This is a genomic window from Chitinophaga nivalis, assembly GCF_025989125.1.
Taxonomy (GTDB): domain Bacteria; phylum Bacteroidota; class Bacteroidia; order Chitinophagales; family Chitinophagaceae; genus Chitinophaga; species Chitinophaga nivalis.
The window spans coordinates 4,519,841-4,536,913 of sequence record NZ_JAPDNR010000001.1 but is presented as its reverse complement, the minus strand read 5'-3'; the positions used below and the strand labels follow the sequence as shown (position 1 = coordinate 4,536,913).

At 48.7% G+C, this 17,073-nt stretch carries 13 protein-coding genes; 9 read left to right on the top strand and 4 right to left on the bottom strand.

The genetic code is table 11. The annotated features are described in order from the left end of the window. Positions 1–105: 105 nt before the first annotated feature. Both OL444_RS18010 and OL444_RS18005 read right to left on the bottom strand, forming a co-directional pair. On the bottom strand, positions 106–639 hold the full coding sequence (locus tag OL444_RS18010) for a DUF1838 domain-containing protein (protein ID WP_264730910.1): 534 nt from the start codon (positions 637–639) through the stop codon (positions 106–108). A 126-nt stretch (positions 640–765) separates the two neighbouring features. Further along, positions 766–1,959, bottom strand: a complete 1,194-nt coding sequence (locus tag OL444_RS18005; protein ID WP_264730911.1) for an acetyltransferase domain-containing protein — start codon at positions 1,957–1,959, stop codon at positions 766–768. Between the two features lie 188 nt (positions 1,960–2,147). Between OL444_RS18005 and OL444_RS18000 the strand changes: the two genes are divergently transcribed. After that, positions 2,148–2,699, top strand: coding sequence for a TetR/AcrR family transcriptional regulator (locus tag OL444_RS18000; protein WP_264730912.1), 552 nt, complete (start codon positions 2,148–2,150; stop codon positions 2,697–2,699). 12 nt (positions 2,700–2,711) lie between these two features. Beyond that, on the top strand, positions 2,712–3,953 hold the full coding sequence (gene fabF / locus OL444_RS17995) for a beta-ketoacyl-ACP synthase II (RefSeq protein WP_264730913.1): 1,242 nt from the start codon (positions 2,712–2,714) through the stop codon (positions 3,951–3,953). A 79-nt stretch (positions 3,954–4,032) separates the two neighbouring features. Here fabF and OL444_RS17990 read toward each other — a convergent pair whose 3' ends face one another. Beyond that, the gene (locus tag OL444_RS17990) at positions 4,033–5,373 is read right to left on the bottom strand and encodes a DUF3472 domain-containing protein (protein WP_264730914.1); all 1,341 of its coding nucleotides are present in this window, start codon (positions 5,371–5,373) and stop codon (positions 4,033–4,035) included. 299 nt (positions 5,374–5,672) lie between these two features. Here OL444_RS17990 and OL444_RS17985 point away from each other — a divergent pair, with 299 nt between their 5' ends. Beyond that, positions 5,673–6,671, top strand: coding sequence for a DUF6268 family outer membrane beta-barrel protein (locus tag OL444_RS17985; RefSeq protein ID WP_264730915.1), 999 nt, complete (start codon positions 5,673–5,675; stop codon positions 6,669–6,671). Positions 6,672–6,789: 118 nt separating this feature from the next. On the opposite strand, the gene OL444_RS17980 is transcribed toward OL444_RS17985, so the two are convergent. After that, complete coding sequence (locus OL444_RS17980; RefSeq protein WP_264730916.1) at positions 6,790–10,053, bottom strand: S41 family peptidase; 3,264 nt, start codon at positions 10,051–10,053, stop codon at positions 6,790–6,792. A 312-nt stretch (positions 10,054–10,365) separates the two neighbouring features. Here OL444_RS17980 and OL444_RS17975 point away from each other — a divergent pair, with 312 nt between their 5' ends. The 6 genes from OL444_RS17975 to OL444_RS17950 all read left to right on the top strand — a co-directional run bounded on the left by OL444_RS17975 (position 10,366) and on the right by OL444_RS17950 (position 17,059). Continuing rightward, positions 10,366–10,818 carry a cold-shock protein gene (locus OL444_RS17975; protein WP_264730917.1) on the top strand — a complete coding sequence of 151 codons (453 nt, stop codon included), beginning with the start codon at positions 10,366–10,368 and terminating at the stop codon, positions 10,816–10,818. Between the two features lie 190 nt (positions 10,819–11,008). After that, positions 11,009–11,863, top strand: a complete 855-nt coding sequence (locus OL444_RS17970) for an AraC family transcriptional regulator (RefSeq protein WP_264730918.1) — start codon at positions 11,009–11,011, stop codon at positions 11,861–11,863. 78 nt (positions 11,864–11,941) lie between these two features. Continuing rightward, positions 11,942–12,859, top strand: a complete 918-nt coding sequence (locus OL444_RS17965; protein WP_264730919.1) for an NAD-dependent epimerase/dehydratase family protein — start codon at positions 11,942–11,944, stop codon at positions 12,857–12,859. Positions 12,860–12,979: 120 nt separating this feature from the next. Further along, the gene (locus tag OL444_RS17960) at positions 12,980–13,528 is read left to right on the top strand and encodes a hypothetical protein (RefSeq protein WP_264730920.1); all 549 of its coding nucleotides are present in this window, start codon (positions 12,980–12,982) and stop codon (positions 13,526–13,528) included. Between the two features lie 203 nt (positions 13,529–13,731). Beyond that, on the top strand, positions 13,732–15,798 hold the full coding sequence (locus OL444_RS17955) for a glycoside hydrolase family 19 protein (RefSeq protein ID WP_264730921.1): 2,067 nt from the start codon (positions 13,732–13,734) through the stop codon (positions 15,796–15,798). 364 nt (positions 15,799–16,162) lie between these two features. Further along, a complete protein-coding gene (locus OL444_RS17950; protein WP_264730922.1) occupies positions 16,163–17,059 on the top strand; it encodes an HTTM domain-containing protein in 897 nt (298 codons plus the stop codon). Positions 17,060–17,073: the final 14 nt, after the last annotated feature.

Here is a 17,073-nt window from a genome sequence, read left to right as displayed (position 1 = left end):
GGAAACTCAAGCAGACACTGGCACCCGGGCGACTACACTACATCCAACCTGTCTTGCAACACAATCGGTCACAGCAGGTATAATGGTTGTCCATATGGGTTTTTATTACCGGGCTTGTGGTATGTTGGCAAAAAACGCGACTTCACCCTGCTTATTCACCTGTAATACGATCGGGCGACCCCGTTTGTCTTTTAATTCAACAAAGTAATTATCTGCATCGTCAAACTGCGCCCCATACAGGATCATATCGGTATCATTGGTTTCATTGTCATCGAAAAAAATTACGGGGGCATTGGCGTAATCGGTATGATGCCTGGCTATCTCCTGTTGGGCTGCCGGTGGCAGTTCACTAAAAGATGCGGCACGGGTAGTGCCTACCAGCTGGCCATCGCCATCGTAGTAGGCCTTTAGCTTTTTGCCTTCTCCATTGGTGAAGGCTACTTCATCAAAGTGAGCGGTGCGCTGCCATACCACATCGGTAGCAGGCTGGAAGTCGGCTTCAAACCGTTGCCGGGTAGCCTCGTTGACGGTTTCTCCCTTTAATGCTTTCAGGGAGATTTTTTTGGCATGCCGGGCTTTTCTGGCTTCCCATTTTTCATTCCGGTCTGCATACATGGCATCCTGGGCTTGGATCTCCATAGTGGCTGCCATTATACATATGAGCAGTAAGATCAGATTTTTCATCGCAGGTAATTTTAAAGAGGTGATAACCTAATAACACCCATTCTGCTGCGATTGTTCCTCCTGGCTGTTATCGCCGGAGGTTTATACATATTTCAGCCACCACTGCCGGTGCGATTGTTTATAACGGGCAAACCACCGCGTAGGAAAATATAATGCGATCACGGCTGATATCCAGATCAGGTATACTACCGGCAGGCTGTAGCCAAAGTTGATGGGCCGGAAACAGAAAGGCAGGTACATGGCAGGATTATAGTAGGCTGCCACCGGATAACCGGCCAGCAGATATACGATGGCCAGACAGGCATGCAACACAAAAAAGTGCAGCACGTAATAAAAGAAAGGTACACTACCGAATACAGCTACCCACCGCGCCCATGGTGACCGGGCCTTTTCCAGCAGCAATAAAGCCAGCAATACGGGGCCCAGCGTCATACAGGTATATTGCAAAGAAGGCGGGTATTTACTGGTATTCAGGAATGCCAGCACGTCGCGGGTCCAGCCCTGTTGCGGGTGCCAGGGCGTTGGGTTACCATATACATTGATTACCCGCAGGATCACAAACAACACCGTTAAAGCAGTACCGGTATACAGCAGTATCCATTTTCTGTTTTCCGGGTCTGCTCCTTTTTTGTAAAATACGCCAAGACAATAGCCCAGCAACATAATGCCGGTCCAGGGCAGGATGGCATAAATTACATTGATCCGGTGTATGGTATCCCAGGCATACTGGGTACCGGGAGAAGTCAGCAGTACCTGCCATGCGATACCTGTTGCGGTAGACCTGTCCGGCAACTGTGCCATATCCAGCAGATTGTGTCCTGCCACCAGTATGATGCCGGTGACCAGTATCACGCGAAAGGAGGTACGTATCAGTAATCCCAGTAAAATCATACTCCAGCCAATCGCCCATATCACCTGCAGAATAATCGTACGGTAAAACGGATCGAAGCTGATACCCAGGGTAACGATCAATATTTCAGCGATGATCAGCCAGATACCGCGTTTGATCAGGAGTAACGCGGCCTCTTTCGGTGGGCGGAACTGCGCTCCCAGATAAGCCGATACCCCTGCCAGCAATACAAAGGCAGGCGCACAGAAATGCGTCATCCACCGGGTAAAATATAACGCCAGCGTAGTACCCGCCGGGTCCATCGGGTCTGCCTTCAATGCTGTTTCATGGAAAAAATCGCGGACATGGTCCAGGGTCATCAGTATCATCACAAGGCCACGTAATATATCCAGGGAAGCTATACGGTTGGAGGAAAGTGTTGACATATGGGATTACAAGATTGCATACAAATTAAAAATTAATTACCAAAGCACATAACAAAATATAGATGTACGGATAATATTACCCGGTGGGCGGAAGGGGCGATAGCCCTCCCGTTTGGGGGTGATAAAAAAAGCTTGTTTGCTTACTTACTACCAAGTAAGTATATTTGCCGGAAATCTACCTGCATATTATGTCCGGAACAAAAGATAAAATAGTGTCCATGGCTGACCGGCTGGTACGTACCAAAGGCTTCAATGCCTTCAGCTACAAAGATATTTCCGATCCGTTGGCGATCAAGAACGCGGCGATACATTATCATTTCCCGGCCAAGGCCGATCTGGGAGCCGGTGTGATAGATATGGAAATAGCGCGGTTTGATGCCAACATAGAAAAATGGAAAAAATTACCGGAAGACGTACAGTTACAGAAACTGTTTGACGTTTTCCGGAAACACAGCAGTGCGGGCAACATCTGTTTAATCGGTTCCCTGGCGGCCGACTTTGAAACGCTCACGCCGGCCATGCGGGATAAAGTACACACCATGGCTACCCGTATCCTGGTGTGGATGACCGATTGCCTGGAAACGGGCCGCAAACACAAGCGGCTGCATTTTAACGGGCAGGCAGAAGACCGCGCACTGATCATCATGTCTAATCTTCAATCATCTCTTTTATTATCCAGGATACTGGGTCCGGCAACTTTCCGAAAGATTGCAGATCAGTTACTGGAAGATTTACGCTAATAAAATCAAACTATGAAAAGAGTTGTTATAACAGGAATGGGGGCAGTTACCCCTATCGGCAACAATGTCACCGATTTCTGGAATCAGCTGATAGCCGGTACTTCGGGCGCCGCCACGATTACCCGTTTTGATGCTTCCCGTTTCAGAACCCGTTTTGCCTGTGAGCTGAAACAATTCGATGCAGCTGCGCTGCTGGACAAAAGCGATTTCCGGAGAACAGATCCGTTTACGCAATATGCCATGGTGGCTGCGGATCAGGCGATCCGGGAGTCTGGTCTGGATTTCAATACCATGGACCCGTTTGACACCGGTGTTATCTGGGGGTCCGGACAAGGGGGAATGCAAACCTTTGAAGAGCAGGTAACCGAATATGTAAACGGTGATCTGCAGCCCCGGTTCAGTCCTTACTTTGTACCCAAGCTTATCGCGAATATGGCTTCCGGTATGATTTCCATCAAGTATGGCCTGATGGGTATCAACTATACCACAGTATCGGCCTGCGCGACTTCCAATACTGCTATTATGGATGCATTAACGTATATCCGTGCAGGTAAGGCGAAAGTAATTATTACCGGCGGTTCCGAAGCGCCCATCACGCCTGCTTCCGTAGGCGGTTTCTGCGCCATGAAAGCGATGTCAGTACGCAATGATGCACCGGCAGTTGCTTCCCGTCCGTTTGATACCGACCGCGATGGTTTTGTAATGGGAGAAGGCGCCGGCGCACTGGTGCTGGAAGAATATGAACATGCGGTGGCACGTGGCGCCGTCATTTATGCCGAAGTAGCCGGGGCCGCAATGACGGCTGACGCCTATCATATGACGGCCACGCATCCGGAAGGACTGGGTGCTTACCGCGCCATGGAATTTGCCTTGAAAGATGCCGGCCTGAATAAGGACGAAGTAAGCTACCTGAATGCACACGCTACTTCCACACCGGTAGGTGATCTCAGTGAAATCAGTGCCATCAGCAAGTTGTTTGGGACACAGCCGGCGCACTTACATGTGAGTGCCACCAAATCCATGACCGGCCACCTGCTGGGTGCTGCCGGCGCTATTGAAGCCATTGCCAGTGTGATGAGCATCCGGGCCGGTATTATCCCCCCTACCATCAATACCACTCACCTGGATCCCGCCATCCCTGCAGGTTTCCCGGTAGTACTCACCACTGCCCTGGAGAAACCGGTGACTGTAGCCATGAGTAATACCTTTGGATTCGGCGGCCATAACGGCATTGTGGTATTTAAAAAAGTATAGCCGTCTGTGCTGGTTGAAAGATAAAAAGTAAACGCATCTTCTCCGGAAGATGCGTTTACTTTTTATGCTGATAGATGGATTACGGTAACTGATTGAAATTAATCACCGGCGCCGTACCGGAAGCCGTGCGGCTGAGCGGCGTATTCAGTTTCAGGAAGCCTGCAAAGAACCCGCAGTTACGGAGATAGAAACGATTGTTTTCCACGCCACCGGCAAAGTCCATACGCGACTGGGCAGTTGCTGTAGCGTCGCCTGTGAATTTCGCAGTCGTCAGCTCATACCAGTTGCCATTGGTATCGCATACCCATTGATTACCATACTGCCCTTTACGTCCTTTAAAACCAGTATCGGTAGAGAAGTTTTCGAGGAAAGAATAAAGACCCGTGAGATAGGTATTTGTTTGCGGCCGTTTGAAACTCGCAATCAACTGCCAGGAGCCGGTTTCAGGGGCATAAAACCAACTGGTGAAGATGGTTTTATTTTGTGCCACCGGTTCTGCTTTGGTGAGGAACCGATAGGTATTACCTGCCTGCCAGTTGTATACCAGGTAACTTTGTCCGCCGGCGCCTTCATTACCAAAGCTGCCGCTGACTACATTCGGTCCTTTGCGGAGCAGTTCTATTTTCAACGAGTCGGGAATACTGTTGGGATCATCTGTATTGGCCGGACTCCAAACAGAAAACAGGACTCTTCTTTCTGTACTACTGTTGACCTGTATACCAAAATATCCCTGGCTGAATCCATTCGACATAAAGTAAGATCCTATGGGGTCCTGGCCGGTGGGTATGGTAACCTCATTGTAAAACCAGGCAATGTTTTTACCAGCTGGCGGCGTATAGCCCAGGTGTACAGAAGGCCCTCTTCTCCCCCAGTACACATCATTTTGAATATAGTGCAAACGGCCGCTGGTAGCTGCCCCGCTGATGTACAGGTCTGATACATCTGCAAAGTATCCGCCTGTTCTGGTCACTCCCTGGAAATCGACCTTTACATAGCCGGTATCTGTTACGTTAAAATCACCGATATCTACGGTCTGATAGGTACTGCCGGAAGCAGTGATGGTTTGGGATTGCCCGGCAGCCGTAATTTTCAGCTGGCTGCTGCCGGAAGGCACTTTGGCCCGCATGGCCAGGTGGAGGGTGCCGGTGACGCTGGTACGAAAGTAGGCACTGAAAACAGCGCCGGTGCTGGTCCAGTTGGCCAGGCCATAGCTGGCTACTACTTCGCCGCCACCTGCAGCCGGTTGTGTCAGCCAGGCATTGGCGCCTAAGGATACGGCCAGGTCGGTGAGGCCCGCAGCTGCTGTTGTTGATTTACCCGCAGCAACCGGTTTGTTTTCACCGGAAGTAATACCGCTCTTATAGCAGGATGACAAAGACAAAGCCCCCATGAACAGGGCACCGGATAGTGTTCTTTTCATTTCACTGTATTTTTTTGGTTAAAAAAGCCGACAGATTATTATTCATTAAAGGTTGTTCACTGGTTGATAAAATTTAATCAGTCCTTGTCGTCAGATATAATGAATATAAACAATTCTCTGCTGCCTGAAAAAATATCTCCGTTAACTATGACGGATTAGTGACGATGCAGGTGAACATGCGTCAACTACTTTCTCCCAACAATCCTTCCAATGACCAGCGTCAAAAAAATTAATGTTCTTCTGTAGGGGTAACATCACATAAGCGTGTCGATATCTAAAGCTATAAAAAAAATATAACCATGACTATTGTTTCCATGCAGCAGACATTGCCTCCTTCAAAACCATTTAAAGTTGTAGAAAAAGGGAAACGTTACTACATCATCCTGGCTCTTTTACTGGGTATTCCTGCGCAGAAAGCGCTGGCTCAACTGGGTGGTGTACCTTTACTACAACCCGGCATGTCTGTAAGCGTAGATTACCTGCCTGCCTCTCATTATATACGGCCGGAAGACAGTTTAAAAACCGGTGCGACTACCTCTCAGAAACGTTACAACTTTGCCACCAGCTTCCTGCTTCATTCCCGCGTAGACACTGCTACCGGCAAGGCAAGACTCTGGGGTCTCGGCACCACTGCTTCGTATACACAGTTAACCAATAAAGACTACGAGAAAACGCTTTTCCCGAAAGAACTGCTGGCAACCGATATTACCCTGCAGCATTTCCGTACGATCAATAAAAAGTGGAGTCTGATGGCGATGCTGATGGTAGGGCTTTATACAGATATGGAGAAGATCGATCAGAATGATGTTTTCATCAATGGCGGTGTTGTTTTTATTAAACAACATAACCGGAAATTTGCGTATGGTTTTGGTGCGGTGTTGACTAATTCATTTGGTACACCGATGGTTTTACCGGCACTGATGCTAAGATGGAAAACGGGCGAGCGGTATAAGATCGATGTTAATTTCCCGCAAAGCATCAGTGTGACCAGTTCCCTCAGCAAATACACGGATCTGGCGCTGGCACTCCGCCTGCGTGGTGGGGCGTATGATGTGGAACAGCATCCCGGCAACAAACGGGTAATGGGTACAGCTGATATCAGCATTGGTCTGGAAAACACCTGGCACCTGAGCCGGAAAATAGATTTCGTGGCAGCTGGTGGCAGCATCCTTTTAAACAAAATGGAATTCCAGGAAAAGAGTTTATCTGAAATGTTTAAAACCAGGCCAGAACACAGACTGGGCGCGAACTATTTCCTCAGCGCCGGCTTACGCTGGAACTTCCAGGCCAAAAAATAACCTTACTTTTCATCCAGTCAATCCAAAGGAGTTCCCGTAAAAGGAACACTGATGGTTACATAAAAATCAAAGGGGTACGTTGATGATCATCAACGTACCCCTTACTTATCTGTTACAGTTACCTGACTTCAAAGGGCGGCGGGGCCGGCGCTTTGTAGGATTTGGTTTGTAACATGCTTTTGATTTCCGTAATAGCGCGTTCGATTTGCGGATCAATTCCTTTGGCCATATCTCCCAGGTTTTCATCTACTGCAATATCCGGATCCACGCCATGGCCTTCCCGGAACCACGTGCCATCCGGATTGTATTGCCGGAAGGTAGGTACGGTAATTTCTGCGCCGTCGATCAGCGGTGGTACGCCGCTGATACCAATCAGGCCGCCCCAGGTACGGGTGCCAATGATCGGGCCGAGGCCTTTTCTGCGGAAGTAGTCCGGGAAAGCATCTCCGCCGGAACCGCTCCAGCCATTGACCAGCATTACTTTAGGTCCGAAGTTGCCATAGGAAGGCATCGGCATGGGTTTACCATCGCGGGTAGCCCAGAAGGAAAGCGGCTGGCGGTTGAGCATTTCAATAAAACGATCCGGAATTTGTCCGCCGCTATTGAAACGTTCATCGATGATGAGGGCCGCTTTATCCCACTGTCCGTTGAGCTGGCGAATCAGTTCATCCTGCCCGTCGATACCGGTATTGGGTACATAAATGTATCCTACCTGATTATTGGTGGCCTCCGCAATCCTCTTCCGGTTACTTTCTATCCAGGCCAGGTGGCGCAAGCGGTAATCGCTGCGCAGCGTTTTTACGATGGCGGTTTTAGCGCCTTCCCAGGAAGGACGGCTGTTATAGGTGAGTTCCACTACTTTATTGGCCAGCGTTTGAAAAACAGCATAAGGTTCCTGTGCGGTGGTGAGTGGCTTCCCGTTTACGGCGAGGATGTAATCTCCTTCCCGGATATTTACTCCTGGTTCATCCAGTGGAGAGCGGGCTTCTGCATTCCAGGCAGCTCCCCGGATAATCCGGCCGATTTTATAATAGTCGCCCTCCGGTTGCCAGTCTACTCCCAGGTAGCCTACATTTTCCCGTTTGCGGCTTTCATAATCGCCGCCAATATTATAAGTGTGCGAGGCATTCAGTTCACCCAGCATTTCATTGATGACAAAACTCACTTCTTCGCGGGTACGCGCACCTTCCAGCAGGCGGAGGTATTTTTCCTTTATGCTGTTCCAGTCTAATCCATGCATATGGGGATCATAGAAATAATCGCGTTCCATGCGCCAGGTATCGATAAACAATTGTTTCCATTCCTGTCTCGGATCTACCAGCATTTCCATATCATTGACAGGGAGGGCCGTATCGATTTTCTGATTCTCCGCTACATTGATCACACCATAGGTGCTGCCGGTTATCAGTATTTTTTCGCCATCGGCGGATAACTCGTACTGACCGGGATCTTTGATAATCGTTTTTTCTTTGTGGTCGGCGATGTCGAAATATTTCAGTACCGGTGGTTCTTCACTGTCTATCATCCCGGAATAGCTGATATATAATAGTTTGCCCTTAACAGCTCCCAGCCGGCTGTAGTTACCATTTGGTATAGGTAATAAGGTAAGCCGTGCTTCCATACCATCCAGATCAATGCCGGTGGCAGCAGCATCTGCAGGGGCAGGCGTGTCTTTTTTCTTTTTATCTTTTTTATCTTTTCCCGCAGCAGGGGCAGCAGGCGTATCTTCTTTCTCAAGGCTTACCGCATCATTTTCTACCGGTACCAACGCAGGTCCTTCCTTTTTCAGCGGAATAGCGCCGATGAGGGTGGCATTGGCGTAGGCGAACGTATTATCGATGTTGCTGTAAGTAGCCTTGAATGACTGGTTGGTGAGCACATAGAGGTATTTGCCTTCCGGATCAAAGACCGGCCGGGAACAGTCATAGAATCCGCTGGTTACCTGATGGCGCTGATTGTTGCGGGTATCATAGAGGAATACCCTTTCGTGCATATTGTCACCATCGCGGCTATAGGCCAGCCAGCGGCTATCCGGCGACCAGCTGAACGTATAGCCGTCCAGGTTATTGTGCGAATAGAACAGCGCCTGATCAATATCTGCCGTTTTACCGGTGGCGATATCCAATACATGCAATTTAGCTGCCTGATCGATGAACGCTATTTTTTTGCCATCTGGCGACCAGTGTGGTTTGTAGCGGAATCCCGGGCCGTAGGACGTAATTTTCCGGGCCTGATCTTCCTTACCGGCAGCAGCCAGCCACAGTTCATATTCGCCCGACTGATCGCTCCACCAGGCAATAGACTTTCCGTCGGGGGACCATACCGGATAACGTTCTGCCACGCCACTGGTGCGGGTGAGGTCTTTTACAAATCCTTTGGCAGCCGGCAGGGAGAACACCTCTCCTCTTGCATTTACCAGCGCCCGGCGGCCGTCAGGGCTGATAGCAGCCGTTTGTACGAATTTAGCCGCATGCAGGGTATAGGGTTTTAAGGCAGCCAGATCGGTGGTGATGCTCACCTTTACTTCGCGGGACTGGTTGTCGGCCAGTGACAGCAGGTAAATTTTGCCGGCAGCTTCGTATACAATTTCTGCCGGGCCTATGGAAGGCTGATGTACATCATAGTCTTTATAATGGGTGAGCTGTTCGAATGATTGATCTGTCAGGTGATAGCGCCAGAGGTTCATCCTTTTTTCGGTACCGCGGTCGGACAGCAGATAGATGTAATCGTTATGCCACATGGGAAACTCGTTACCGGCTTCGCTTTTGGCGGAGATATTTTCTGACGTCAGTTTATCGAAACGGAAAATATGGATATCCGCTTTCATCCCGCCCCGGTAACGTTTCCAGTTACTGAAGTTTTGGGTACGGGTAGTTACCGCAATACTTTTACCATCGGGCGCATAGGAACCGAATTCGGCGTAGGCCAGCGGCAGTTTGGTAGCAGGGCCGCCGGTAGCGGGGATGGTGTAAAACTGGTTAAAACGGCTTTTGGTACTTTCCCTGCCGGAAGCAAAGAGTACGTTTTTGCCGTCCCGCGTCCAGGAGATCACCCTGTCAGGGCCGTCGTACTGTGTTAAACGCAACGGTACCCCACCGGTCACCGGCAGTACATATACGTCGTCGTTTCCATCATAGTTGGCGGTAAAGGCCAGTGTTTTGCCATCCGGTGAGAATTTGGGAAAGGCTTCCACACCGGGGGGAGAAATCAGCTTGATAGCTGTTCCTCCTTCTTTCGGAACAATCCAAATGTCATTGGCATAAGAGAAAGCAATCTGCGATTGTGATACAGTGGGATAGCGGAATAAGCCAGCATCTACCTGCGCATGTAGTGACCTTCCTGCAAGACATGCAAAAAAGATAAGAGCAGTTTTTTTTATCATAAGCGTTCGGAATTTAGCATATGGCGGTAGTACCCATACTGACTGCCATATCATTGTTGGTTGAGCGATTACCGAATCTAAAAAAATAAAAAAGGAATTATACGCAGATTTACAGGAACGAGCAGATTATCGGGAACAATGGCAATAATTCATACATTATAATAATAAAAATACAAACGCCATTTCCCCCCGAACCCTTCTACAACAGCGGCTGGAGGCAACCTGGCCTGATTATCTGTTGTATATTTTACAATTTTATAGCTAAAAAAAGCCGATATTTACCACAATTAAAAAAACACATACAGAAAAAATATGGCAAGATCCCAGGAAACAGGTGGTAAAAAAGATAAAGAAAAGAAAAAAGCAAAACACAGACAGGACAAACTGGAAAGAAAAGAAGAACGCAAGGCTAATAACAGCAAAGGAAAGAGTCTTGAAGATATGTTGGCCTACATAGACGAGGATGGCAACATCACGTCTACGCCACCAGATCCCAACAAAAAAAGAGAGTTTAATCCGGAAGACATTCAGCTGGGTGTTCCTAAAGCTGTTGATGAACCGATTGATCCGATCCGCAAAGGCGTTGTTAAATTTTTCAATGAGTCCAAGGGATATGGATTTATCATTGATCAGCAAACCCAGGAGAGTATTTTCGTACATATCAATCAGCTCTCCACTCCGATTAAGGAAAAGGATAAAGTGTCGTATGAAGTGGAAAGAGGCCCTAAAGGACTGAATGCCGTTCAGGTTAAAAAAATAAGCTAACCCCGGACATACCCCATTTGCATATATTACAGTGTGCTGCAACTATTTTCCCGGATGCTCCGCAGTATAGCTACTATGCAAGCTACTGCGATAATCAGGTGATATTACTATATACTGTTATTGCTGTTTTTTTACCGGCTTTCCTTTTATTTTTACAGGCCCGTTTTTCTAAAAAACAGCATTTTACAGGATGCCAAGGAATATATTTCAACCACTGGAGATAGTTACATTACGTACAGATCACATCGATTGCCCGCCACAATCCAACTCCTACTTTGAACTGGCCTATGTTGCCTCCGGCAGCGGCTTCAGGATAGTGGGCGGGCACCGGATCTACTTTCAGCAAAATTATCTGTTCCTGCATCTCCCGAATGAATACACCAGTATTGAATTACAGGAACATACCGTTCTCCATTTCATCCGGTTTCAGCGTATTCTCTTCAACAGCCAGGTACCGCAGCAAGGTATTTCTTTCCAGGATTGGTTCCGGCGAATCGAATATATCCTGTTCAGCAACCATGAACAAGCGGCCAACCTATTGGTTAGTACGGCAGACCAGGAGATGATCATTCCGCTGATGCAGCTGATTATCGGGGAGAATGAATCCAGACAACCCTGTGCAGATCTGAACCTGAGCGCCTCCTTATTTATCCTGCTCAATATGGTGGCACGCAACATCCTGCAACGGTCTTTACCTGCCGGTGGCGGCAACCACAAAGAAAAAGACATCCTCAACTATATCAACTACCACATTTTCAATCCGGACAAATTATCGCTGGCCAGTATTGCCGCGGCATTTGCCATTTCCCCGGCCTATTTCAGCGCCTATTTCAAAAACAAGTATGGTACTACCCTGAAACAGTATATCCTCCATTACAAACTTAAACTGGCAGAATCCCGGTTAAAATACACACCGCTGTCGCTCACAGAAATTGCGGCCGAATTGCAGTTTACGGATACCAGTCACCTGAACCGGATCTTTAAAAAATACAAGGGTATCTTCCCCCGGGATATTAAAAGAAACCTCGTTGCCCCGGCATCATAAATGTCCTGGTTTTCCTCATTTCTGTACTACCACAGCCAGCCGCCGGCCCCTAGCTTTGCAGGTATCAATTACTTCACTATGCAAACAAAACGGATATTTATCATGGGCATCACCGGTTATATTGGTGGTTCCGTAGGCGTACGACTCGCCGCCGCAGGTTATCAGGTGACCGGTCTGGTCAGGAAAGCAGCCGATGTAGCCCGGATAACGGCATTGGGTATACGCGCCGTTCATGGCTCCCTCTATGATCCAATATTTTTACAGGACAACTTCCGGGATCAGGATATAGTGATCAACCTCACCGACGCCGACGATGCCTTTGCCGCCACCGCTATACTGGATGCGCTGCAGGGCACCGACACCTTATTTATTCATACCTCCGGCGCCGGTATTATCGGCGATAAAGCGGCTGGCGCCTACACCGGCACACAGATACACGATTCCTTCCCGACACACCCTTTACTGGAAAGGGCCGGCAGGGCTGCCATTGACCGGGAAATCCTGCGACGGGCCAACACGGTGGTGATCTGCCCGGCGATGGTGTATGGCCCGGGAACCGGATTAAAACCCGACAGCGACCAGATACCTGCGCTGATGCGGGCAGCCGTCAACTACCGGCAAGGCATATACGTAGGCGCCGGGTTACACGTTAGTTCCCATGTACATATTGATGACCTGACACAACTATATCTGCTGGCCATCGACAAAGCCGTACCTGGCTCCTACTACTTTGCAGCCAACGGGCAAACGCCTTTCCGCGAGATGGCCACGGCCATCAGCACCCGGCTTGGATTTGGTGGCGTGACTACCAGTATTCCGCTTGCAACGGCCATCGACCTATGGGGACCTGCGAAAGCGCATTTCGGACTGGGATCCAATATCCTGGTAAGCAGCGAAAAAGCCCGGCAGGAGCTGGATTGGACGCCGGTACATACAGACCTGCTCTCCGATATTCTTACCAGCCCGCTCCCGGCAGACCTCCCATATCCAGTCTGATAGCGGTTTACAGGGATCTTATTTTTCTTTTCAAGCTTATTTTATCGGCCGCATTTGCTGACAAATATTTTTATATTGCACGACAGATTCGTTTCTAACAATCAATTTATATTCTGAATTATGTCACTAAGATCCCTGTTATCTGTTGTAGCGGTGTTGCTGCTGTTTTCCTGTAAGAAAGATAAAAATGAGGCCGCGGCCGACGAGGCATTTGTAGGTACCTGGCGTGCAGCCGTGCAACTCAAAAATGACAATGTCTGGTTAGAAGTACGGGAGAATGCTCCCGCTACCAAAGACGCACACGTATATACCTTTCATAGTGATCACACCTGCCAGTATACTATCGTAAACGGCTATGTGCAAGGAGGTGGTGGTGTCTATCCCATTATAGACCGCTGGTTTCCTGTCGGTACGACTCCGGTTACCACTCCCAAACCTGACATCAAGCTCACTGTTGATACCGTAGGTGGCTTTTGGGAATACCGGTCAGCCAGCAATCAATTGATTATCAAAGACAGCTCCAATACGGTGATAAAAGGTACTTTCGACATCGATGTATTTTACGGCAACCGGATTTATACCAAACAGACTACCCTTACCTTACCGGTTATTACACCCGGCGTACCTGCCAATAATATTATAGCGAGACTCGTATACACCAGGCAGTAGTTTCCGCTATTGTCTGTACCCATACCAGGAGAGGATTTATGCCGCTGATGCGTGCATAAATCCTCTCCTTATTTTTACGGCATTCTGTTGCCCCACTGCAGTCATATAGTGCTTCAAATAAAATAAAGACTGAGGATATGCTGCAATGACATATTGTACTTTGGCCGTTGCTTTTTTACTCATCATAAAAAACCCAACATGTTATGAAGATCCAAACACGTTATCTGAACGTAGCCCTCATTCTGTGCCTACTCATTTCCCCATTGCTTCCTGCCGTCAGTGCCTATGCCGGTAACAAGTCGACAGCACACCTTATTTCCGCGCATGCCTACCGCGGCCAGGGAGCAGACAGCCTTATCACCGCTGCCGAATGGGATGCGATTTTTCCACACAGGTTTAATCCGGACGACCGTACCGGTGCAGGTACCCTGCCTACCACTGCTGCCAAGGATTTTTATTCCCAGGCAAATTTTGTGGAAGCCGTACGCCGGATGTCCAACATTAAAGCCATACTGGAAAGACGCTGTGGCACCAACTATTACCGGGTTACCCGTATCGACAAAACCACCGGCGCCCAGGTGGTTATCCGCAATGATGCAGGCTTCAACGAATCTACCTGGAGCAATCGCGCCATTGTAACTGAAACGCTGGACTACGGCACCTTCGTGAATGAAGGTGATCTTATTGCCCGCAAACGGGAACTGGTTGCCTTCCTGGCCAACATCTCCCAGGAAACTACCGGTGGCTGGCCTACCGCACCAGGCGGACAATATGCCTGGGGTCTTTATTTCCGTGAGGAACAAGGCTATGAAGGTACCAGCAACATCGGGTATCGCGATGAAACCAGTACCCTTTATCCGCCTGCTCCCGGCAAATCCTATCATGGTCGTGGCCCTATTCAGCTGAGCTACAACTACAACTACGGACAAGCCAGCGAATTCCTGTACGGCGACAAAAACATCCTGCTGGCAGCACCTGAAAAAGTAATTCAGGATGGCGCCATCGCCTTTGAAACGGCCATCTGGTTCTGGATGACCCCACAGTATCCCAAACCATCCTGCCATGATGTAATGGTACCTGGCAAATGGACGCCTACCGCCGCTGAAACAGCTGCCGGCCTGAAACCCGGCTTCGGCGCTACCGTTAACATCATCAACGGTGGTCTGGAATGTGGTGGCGCTTCTGAAAACACCAAAGTACTGAACCGCATCGCCCACTATCAGCGTTATGCCACCATCAAACAGGTGAGCCTGGAACTGAATGGCGGTAACAATGCCGGCAATTGCGGCTGCGCCAACATGGGCCGCTTTACAATTGACAACGGAGAGTGCAGCAGTATTACTGCCATCTCTTTCACACAGCCAGTCAATGGATTGATTACTACTACCTCTTTAACACCGGTAACCTTTACCGTTACCAAAAATGATCCACGCCGGGAAATCACCAGCCTGTATCTGACCATCAACGGACAACGGTTCAACGACTCTACTGCCCAGTGGACGCCTCCTGCCTATCAGCAGTACGTGGCTACCGCCACTGCGTCACGGACCAAAGGCGATACCCTGCGTACCAGCCTGACCTTTGCCGTATGGAACAATGTAACCTTTGAAGGATGTAAAAACCTGCCGGCATGGCAAGCCAATAAAGACTATACCGCAGCCGGTAATGTTGTCCTGTATAACAATAACATCTATCGCAACAAATGGTGGGCAGGTAGTACTGCTGTTCCTGGCAGCAGCGATATCTGGGAATTGCTGGGCGCCTGTACCAATGGTCCGCGGCCGGATTCCGGCTGTGGTGGCATTGCCGCATGGCTTTCTACCAAAGCTTACAGCACCAACGAACAAGCCGTATTTAAAAACAAAATTTACAAAGCCAAATGGTGGACACAGAATAATCAACCTGACACCAACAGCGGCGACGGTAAACCCTGGACGTTTGTACGTGACTGTGGTACAACACCCGCTGCTGCTATCAGCAACGAAGCACCACAGGCAACCGGCAACCGTTTGTTCATTTACCCTAACCCCGTAGCCGGCAACACCCTGAATGTAACCGTAAAAGCGGCTGCAGGAGAAAAACTGATTGTACGACTGTTACATATCAGTACCCTGCACCCGATTGTACAGAAAAATGTGGTAGCCGAAACCAAAGGCGACAACCTCATACAACTGGATGTAAGCCGTGTACCAAGTGGTACCTGGGTATTACAGATCACCAGTGAATATTCCCGCAAGCCGCTCTCTACTATGATTGTACGGCAGCAATAAACAGGGATGACTCATCCCGATAATGCCGGCCCGGTAACGCCACTGCTTACCGGGCCGCATTGTTTGGGCACCGGAAAACTGTAAACCGGCAACAGCTCCCTATCCTATTTTTACATAAAGAAGATCTGTTATCTGCTATTAGCCTGGCGCCATCATAACCTGATTCAACTTAAACGGGAAACATTGTACGTGCAACCAATGCTGTCAAAAAAAATACGACAGCCAATGAAATAAAAAAGCTAACAAAGTATTGACAAAATATGAGTGAACAAGCTATCATCATCGCTATAAATCAATTCATTAACGGTTAATAGCAACTTATTGCCATTGCCATTATCTGACTTTACGCCTGTTAAAACCCACCATGGCCACTATCTATAGATTTCTTTTTCTCAGGAGAGAAGAGGATGACCTCTTCCTGCCTTTTTACCGGATTGCCTGCAGTTTATTCCTGTTGATTCATTTCTGGGCTATCCGTGCAGACTTTCCATTCATATATGGCAACAACGGAATGATACCTGCTGACCTGAGTGACCTGTTTAAAAAACCGACGATTCCTACTATCAGTAATATCACCACGTTGCTGCAGCAGCTCATCCCCATGAGCAACGACACCGCTCTGCTGACTATCCGTGCATATTATACGCTGCTGGGTATTTGCCTGCTGGTGGGCTTCCTGAGCAGGATCAGCGCGATTCAGCTATTGCTATTACATGCCATACTGGTGAATGGCGCGCATCTCTATAGCTACGGTGCAGATACTTTTACGAGTATCGCCCTGCTCTATTGCTGCCTCTTTCCCGTAGGGCAACAATTATCGCTCGATCGTTTGCTGTTCCCGCGAACAGCCTGGGTAAACCCCTCCTTTTACCGGAAGATATTACAGCTACATATCTGTATCGTGTACTTCTTTTCGGGACTGGAAAAACTGATCGGGTTTAACTGGTGGAACGGAGAAGCCATCTGGAAAGCCATTCATCTGCCTTTTCTGTATCCTTCCTTTAACCCGGATTATAGTTTCATGGCCACCTACCCTGTTATTCCGGTGCTGATCGGATGGATGACCATACTGACAGAAATCCTTTACCCTGTTTTCATCTGGAAACAGGCTTACCGGAAAACCTGGCTGGGCTTAGTGTTGACAATGCATACAGGCATTATGATTACCCTTAGCCTGTATTTCTTTTCTACGCTGATGATATTGTTAAACCTGGCAGCATTCATGCACCTACGGAAACCTGGTACCGTGTATGCTACCTGATTAAATGTTGTTAT